Source organism: Allobosea sp. (assembly GCF_036675845.1).
In the GTDB taxonomy this organism is placed as follows: domain Bacteria; phylum Pseudomonadota; class Alphaproteobacteria; order Rhizobiales; family Beijerinckiaceae; genus Allobosea.
Map to the genome: position 1 here is coordinate 22,071 of NZ_JAKFED010000045.1, position 6,726 is coordinate 28,796.

A 6,726-nucleotide genomic window follows, 5' to 3' on the forward strand; every position below is an offset into this window, starting at 1 on the left:
GCGCCCCATGACAACCGTTTCTTCGCCGGCCCCTTCGGACATCGTCCTCGAGGCGCGCGGCATCACCAAATGCTTCGGCGCGCTGACGGTCCTGCACGGCATCGACCTGGCGCTCAAGGCAGGCGAGGTCGTCTCGATCATCGGCCCTTCGGGCTCGGGCAAGTCGACCTTCATCCGTTGCATGAACATGCTGGAGACGCCGGATGCCGGCGAGATCGTCTTCCGCAATCGCCGCGTCGGTCCGAAGCATCGCGGCCATGGCGATCTGCTCGGGCAGGGCGAATTGCGCCGCCATGTCGGCATGGTGTTCCAGCACTTCAACCTGTTCCCGCATATGAGCGTGCTCGAGAACATCATCGAAGGGCCGATCGTCGTGCAGCGCAAGCCGCGCAGCGAAGCGGTCGAGATCGCGATGGACTACATCGCCAAGGTCGGCCTCGCCGAGAAGCGCGATGCCCGGCCGGAGCAGTTGTCCGGCGGCCAGAAGCAGCGTGTCGCCATCGCCCGGGCGCTCGCCATGCAGCCGGACGCCTTGTTGCTCGACGAGGTCACCAGCGCGCTCGATCCGGAGCTCGTCGGGGAGGTGCTGGGCGTGGTGCGCGACCTCGCCGACCAGGGCATGACCATGGTCATCGTCACCCACGAGATCTCGTTCGCCGCGGATGTCTCCGACCGGGTGGTGTTCATGGAGAACGGCCGCATCGCCGCCCAGGGCCTGCCGGAAACCATGCTGAGGCATCCGGACAATGACCGCCTGAAGGCGTTCCTCGCGCGCTTCCATGGTTGACCGGGCCCAGCATGGCGGCCGGCCCTTCCGGGTCGTCATCGTCGGCGGCGGCCGGGTCGGCTCGGCGCTCGCCCTGCTGCTGAAGCAGACGGCCGAGTTCGAGGTCGTGGTCGTCGACCCGACCGAGCCGGCGCGCCGGCGCATGGAGGAACTCGGCCTGCCGCTGGCCGAGGTCGATCCCGGCAACGCCGCGCAGATCGACAGGCTCCTGGCGGAGGCCCAGGCGGTGGTCGCGGCGCTGCCATCCTCGGCGACGCCGACGGTTGCCGCGGCGGCGCGCCGCAACGGCGTCCACTATCTCGACCTCAGCGACGACACTGCCGGGCTCGAGGCCGTGCGGCATGAAGCCCGGGCGGCGGCCGGATGCTTCATCCCGCAATGCGGCATCTCCCCGGGGCTGGTTTCGCAGCTCGTGCTGGATCTGGTCTCCCGGGTCGGGGGTGCGCCCGAGGTCGACGTGCGCATCGGCACGCTGCCGCGCCAGCCGGGCAATCGCTTCGGCTACGGGCTGACCTGGGACGTCGATGCCCTGCTGCGCGAATACACCCAGCCTTCGACGGCACTGGTCGCGGGCCGGCGCACCAGCCTGGCCGCGCTGAGCGAGCTCGAACAGCTGCGCCTTGGCGAGCGCGACTACGAGGTCTTCATTTCCGGCAACATCCCCGCGAGCCTGTGCGCGCGACTGGAAGGACGGGTCGAGCGGCTGACCTCGCGGACGATCCGCTATCCCGGCCATCTCGACTATATGCGCTTCCTGCTCGACGACCTGAAGCTGCGCGGCCGGGTCGACCTGTTGCGCAACCTGTTCCTCAATGCGCTGCCCGAGATCGTCGATGATCGGCTCCTGATCTCGGTTACCGCCACATCCTCCGCGAGGGGCAGCACCGTCGAGGAGCGGTTCACGCGCGAGGTCGTCTCGGCGCCGATCGGCGGCAGGAATGTCAGCGCGATGCGGCGGACCGCGGCCGCCCATGTCGCGGCGGTTCTCGACCTGCTCCGCTGCGGCGTGATCGGCGAGGCCGGCCTGTGCCTGCAGGAGGACATCCCGTTCTCCGAGTTGAGCCAAAACCGCTTCCTGTCCTGGTTCTTCGAAAGCGGGGTGGCCGGGATGGACCAGAAGATCGACAGGAGTGCGGCCTCATGAGCGGCCCCGTGATGACGCAGCAGGCCGGCACCGTCGCCGATCTCGGCATCGGCATCCTGATGCTCGACACGCATTTCCGTCGCCTGCCGGGCGATATCGGCAATGCCCGGAGCTGGTCCACGCCCGTGCAGTTCCGGGTCGTGCGCGGCGCCGATCCGGCCGCGATCGTGCATGGGCGGCCCGGCGATTTCCTGCAGCCCTTCATCGCGGCGGCGCTCGACCTCGTCGCCTGCGGGGCGCGCGGCATCACCACGAGCTGCGGCTTCCTGGCCTTGCTGCAGAAGGAACTGGCCGCGGCGCTGCCGGTACCGGTCGCGACGAGCAGCCTGCTGCAGGCACCGCTGATCGAGGCGATGCTGCCGGCCGGGCAGCAGGTCGGCATCCTGACCTTCGCGCCGGAGGCGTTGAGCCAGCGCCATCTCGCCGCCGTCGGCGTGCGTCCTGATACGCCAATCGAGGGGCTCGCGCCCGATAGTCTTTTCCGGCGGGTCTATGGCGCGCAGGGCGGCGTGTCCGATTTCGCCGTTCTCGAGCAGGAGGTGGTCGCAGCCGCCCGGGCACTGGTCGAGAAGCATCCGAATATCGGCGCGATCCTGTGCGAATGCACCAACCTGCCACCGCATTCTGCCGCCATCGCCAGGGCGACCGGCCGCCCGGTCTTCGACATCATCGGCTTCGTCGACTGGTTCGCTCGCAGTCTGATGCCGCCCTCCTATCCCAGGGGCTGAACCCTCCGCCCTGACGTTCGGGCGCTGCCGTGAAGAACGCTTGCCATAGGGCATCCTCCTCCTGACGATTCAGGATCAATGATGGGCCGTCACTCCAAGGGACTACACACCTAGAGCTTTGGCTCAGATACGCCCAGTTCCTGTGTCAGCCATTGCGCGAACATCCGCACCGAGCGGCGGGCCTTGGCCACGCGCGGGAAGACAAGGTAGTGCCCGACATAGCGCACATCCTGCGCCCGCCCGGCGAGCGGGGCGACGAGTTGGCCGGATTCGATCTCGCGCTCGGCCAGCCTGGTCGATTCCAGCGCGATCCCGAGCCCATCGACGGCGGCGGCGATCGCCATGAACGAGCGGTCGAAACGCGAGCCACGCGGCGCCGGCGGGCTGATGTCGTTGGCACCGAACCAGCTGGTCCAGCGCACCCGCTTGTTGTCGCTTTCGATCAGCTTCGCGCCGAGGAGGTCCTTGGGTGAGTTGATCCGCGCAGCCAATTCGGGCGCGCAGAGCGGGGTCACGGTTTCCTCGCCGAGCGGAATGACGATCAGCCCCTCCTGCCGTGGCGGCCCGTAGCAGATGTCGGCATCGAACTCGTCATGCTCGAACCGCGGGTAGTCGACCCCCGCTGCCAGCCGCACTTCGAGCCCGGGTTGCTTGGCGAGAAGATCGCGCAGGCGCGGCAGGAGCCATTGCGCCGCCATCGACGGCGCACAATGCAGCCGCAGGAGGTTGCCGGCGCGCGCGCCGACGGTCTCGATGCCTTGCCGCATCTCGTCGAATCCCGCCGCCACATGGCGCAGCAGCGCTTCGCCCGCGACGTTGAGATGGACGGCGCGGCTCTGCCTTTCGAACAGGGCAGCGCCCATCAGGATTTCGAGCTTGCGGACCGCGTGGCTGATCGCGCTCGGGGAAATCCCGAGCTCCTCGCCGGCGGCGCGGAAGGAGCCCGTCCGGGCTGCCGCCTCGAAAGCCTGGAGCGCGGAAAGCGGCAAGCGTCGCATGACTGTCCTCTCGGGTGCGCCTGAGCCCTGGCGGGCATAAGATGAATACAGTTCATGCTGTAGCGCAATTTTTGCGTTTTTCATGCCCCTAAGCATGAGCCACCCTCAGGCAACAAGAATTCACCGATCGAGGGATGGAATGCTCCTGCAGAACAAGACCGCCGCGATTTCGGGCGCGGCCAGCGCGCGCGGCATCGGCCTCGCTACGGCCAGGCTGTTCGCCGCCCATGGCGCTCGCATCGCCATCCTCGACATCGACGAAGCGGCCGCGAGGCAGGAGGCTGCCGCTCTCGGCCCGCAGCATATCGGCCTTGGCTGCGACGTCGCCGACAAGGCGTCCTGCCAGAAGGCGGCGGACCAGGTCATCGCGGACTTCGGCCATCTCGATATCCTGATCAACAATGCCGGCGTCACCCAGCCGGTGAAGACGCTGGAGATCGACGAGGCGAGCTGGGACCGGGTCCAGGACATCAACTGCAAGGGCGTGCTGTTCCTGAGCCAGGTCTTCATCCCGCATATGCAGGCACGGAAGCAGGGCGCGATCGCCTGCATGTCCTCCGTCTCGGCGCAACGCGGCGGCGGCATCTTCGGCGGGCCGCATTATTCCTCCGCCAAGGCTGGCGTGCTCGGCCTCGCCAAGGCGATGGCGCGCGAGTTCGGCCCCGACGGGATCCGCGTCAACTGCGTGACCCCGGGCCTGATCCAGACCGACATCACCGGCGGCAAGCTGACCGACGAGATGCGCAAGGACATCGTCAAGGGCATTCCGCTCGGCCGGCTCGGCGACGCCAGCGACGTGGCGGGCATCTACCTGTTCCTCGCCTCCGACCTCTCCGCCTACGTCACCGGCGCCGTCATCGACGTCAATGGCGGCATGCTGATCCACGGTTGAGCCAAGAGCATCGCCCCAAGAGCATCGCCCCATGAGCACCGCCCCACTCGGCCACAACGTCTCGCTCGAACGCCGCGCCTGGAACATTCGCCGTCATGCCATCCTGATGGGCGAGGTCCAGGGCCAGGGCTATATCGCGCAGGCCCTCGACATCGCCGATGTCCTCGCCGTCGCCTATTTCCACGCCATGCGCTACCGGCCTGATGATCCGGACTGGGAGGGGCGCGACCGCTTCCTGCTCTCGAACGGCCATTACGCGATCGCGCTCTACGCGGCGCTGATCGAGGCCGGGATCATTCCCGAGGACGAGCTCGAGACCTATGGCACGGATGAAAGCCGCCTGCCGATGTCGGGCATGGCGAGCTACACGCCCGGCATGGAGATGTCCGGCGGTTCGCTGGGTTTGGGCCTGTCGATCGCGGTCGGCAAATGCCTCGGCCTCAAGCGCAAGGGCTCCGACGCCCGCGTCTACACCCTGTTCTCCGACGGCGAGCTGGACGAGGGCTCGGTCTGGGAGGCGATCATGTCCGCCGCCCATTACAAGCTCGACAACCTGATCGCCGTCGTCGACGTCAACAACCAGCAGGCCGACGGGCCTTCGACCAAGGTCATGGGTTTCGAGCCGCTGGTGGAGAAGCTTCAAGCCTTCGGCTGGTTCACCCAGCGCGTCGACGGCAACGATCTCGCGGCCGTCTGCGCCGCCTTCGACGCCGCCAGGGCTCAGGCGGGCCGGCCCAGCATGATCATCGCCGACACGCTGATGGGCAAGGGCGTGCCCTTTCTCGAGGCGCGCGAGAAGAACCACTTCATCCGGGTCGAAGCCCATGAATGGCAGCTCGCGCTCGCGGCGCTCGACGAGAGGAGACCGTCATGAAGCCCGCCGGCAAAACCGACTCCGGCAAGCCGCGCCTGACCACCTCGGCGATGATCGCCTCGATCGCAGGCGACGGGCAGCGGACGAAGCCTGCTCCGTTCGGCCATGCCCTGGTCGAGCTGGCGAAGCAGGACCCCTCGATCCTCGGCATGACGGCCGATCTCGGCAAATACACCGACCTGCACATCTTCGCGCAGGCCTTTCCCGATCGGCATTACCAGATGGGCATGGCCGAGCAGCTCCTCTTCGGCGCCGCCTCCGGGCTGGCGGCGGAGGGCTTCACGCCCTTCGCGACGACCTATGCCGTCTTCGCCTCGCGCCGCGCCTACGACTTCATCCACCAGACGATCGCGGAGGAAGACCGCAATGTGAAGATCGTCTGCGCGCTGCCGGGCCTGACCTCGGGCTACGGGCCGTCGCACCAGGCGACCGAGGATCTGGCGCTCTTCCGCGCCATGCCAAACATGGTGGTGATCGACCCCTGCGATGCGCACGAGATCGCGCAGGTCGTGCCCGCCATGGCGCGGCACAAGGGGCCGGTCTACATGCGCCTCCTGCGCGGGCAGGTGCCGCTCGTGCTCGACGAGTACGGCTACAGCTTCGAGCTCGGCAAGGCCAAGCTCCTGCGCGACGGCTACGAGGTCCTGTTCATCTCCTCCGGCATCATGACGATGCGGGCGCTCGAAGCCGCGAAGGCGCTCGAGAAGGACCGCATCGATGTCGGCGTGCTGCACGTGCCGACGATCAAGCCGCTCGATGCGCAAACGATCCTGCAATGTTGCGCCAAGCCGGGCCGGCTTGTCGTCGTGGCCGAGAACCACACGGTCAATGGCGGGCTCGGCGAAGCTGTCGCCGGCCTGCTGATGCGCGAGGGCGTGCATCCGGCCTTCCGCATGATCGGCCTGCCGGACGAGTTCCTCGCCGCAGGCGCACTGCCGACGCTGCACGACCGCTACGGCATCTCGACGGACGCCCTCTGCAACAGGGTCAAGGGCTGGCTGAAATAGCCTGAGCACGCTGCGGCTCCCGCCAAGAGGAGCTCGCGACGGGGAGGTATGATGACGACGATCGGCTTCGTAGGACTCGGCTCGATGGGCCTGCCCATGGCGATCAACCTGGGCAAGGCCGGGTTTGCCGTGACGGGCTTCGACCTGCGTGCCGAGGCCCGCGGGGCCCTGGAGGCAGCGGGAGGCCGGGCCGCCGGCTCGCTCACGGAGGCATTCTCCGGCCGGGATGCCGCCGTGCTCATGGTCGTCAATGCCGCGCAGGCCGAGGATATCCTGTTCGGCCGGGCCGCGCTGGC

8 protein-coding genes are annotated in these 6,726 nt (G+C 67.9%); 7 read left to right on the forward strand and 1 reads right to left on the reverse strand.

All coding sequences use genetic code 11. The annotated features are described in order from the left end of the window. The first annotated feature begins 7 nt into the window (after positions 1-7). Genes V6M56_RS04550 through V6M56_RS04560 form a run of 3 tightly spaced genes read left to right on the forward strand, consistent with a single transcriptional unit; the run spans position 8 to position 2,659 of the window. The gene (locus V6M56_RS04550; protein ID WP_332681654.1) at positions 8-787 is read left to right on the forward strand and encodes an amino acid ABC transporter ATP-binding protein; all 780 of its coding nucleotides are present in this window, start codon (positions 8-10) and stop codon (positions 785-787) included. Next, the gene (locus tag V6M56_RS04555) at positions 780-1,931 is read left to right on the forward strand and encodes a saccharopine dehydrogenase family protein (protein ID WP_332681656.1); all 1,152 of its coding nucleotides are present in this window, start codon (positions 780-782) and stop codon (positions 1,929-1,931) included. Before V6M56_RS04550 ends, V6M56_RS04555 begins: the two co-directional genes overlap by 8 nt. Beyond that, positions 1,928-2,659 carry an aspartate/glutamate racemase family protein gene (locus tag V6M56_RS04560; protein WP_332681657.1) on the forward strand — a complete coding sequence of 244 codons (732 nt, stop codon included), beginning with the start codon at positions 1,928-1,930 and terminating at the stop codon, positions 2,657-2,659. Before V6M56_RS04555 ends, V6M56_RS04560 begins: the two co-directional genes overlap by 4 nt. A gap of 110 nt (positions 2,660-2,769) precedes the next feature. On the opposite strand, the gene V6M56_RS04565 is transcribed toward V6M56_RS04560, so the two are convergent. Then, the gene (locus V6M56_RS04565; protein WP_332681659.1) at positions 2,770-3,657 is read right to left on the reverse strand and encodes a LysR substrate-binding domain-containing protein; all 888 of its coding nucleotides are present in this window, start codon (positions 3,655-3,657) and stop codon (positions 2,770-2,772) included. Between the two features lie 139 nt (positions 3,658-3,796). Between V6M56_RS04565 and V6M56_RS04570 the strand changes: the two genes are divergently transcribed. The 4 genes from V6M56_RS04570 to V6M56_RS04585 form a co-directional block, all read left to right on the forward strand. Continuing rightward, complete coding sequence (locus V6M56_RS04570) at positions 3,797-4,549, forward strand: SDR family NAD(P)-dependent oxidoreductase (protein ID WP_332681661.1); 753 nt, start codon at positions 3,797-3,799, stop codon at positions 4,547-4,549. Positions 4,550-4,580: 31 nt separating this feature from the next. Then, the gene (locus V6M56_RS04575; RefSeq protein WP_332681662.1) at positions 4,581-5,423 is read left to right on the forward strand and encodes a transketolase; all 843 of its coding nucleotides are present in this window, start codon (positions 4,581-4,583) and stop codon (positions 5,421-5,423) included. Next, on the forward strand, positions 5,420-6,430 hold the full coding sequence (locus tag V6M56_RS04580) for a transketolase family protein (protein WP_332681663.1): 1,011 nt from the start codon (positions 5,420-5,422) through the stop codon (positions 6,428-6,430). The genes V6M56_RS04575 and V6M56_RS04580 overlap by 4 nt, the downstream gene beginning before the upstream one ends. Before the next feature lie 51 nt (positions 6,431-6,481). Beyond that, positions 6,482-6,726 (forward strand): NAD(P)-binding domain-containing protein (locus V6M56_RS04585; protein ID WP_332681664.1); only part of this gene is annotated, 245 nt, incomplete at its 3' end.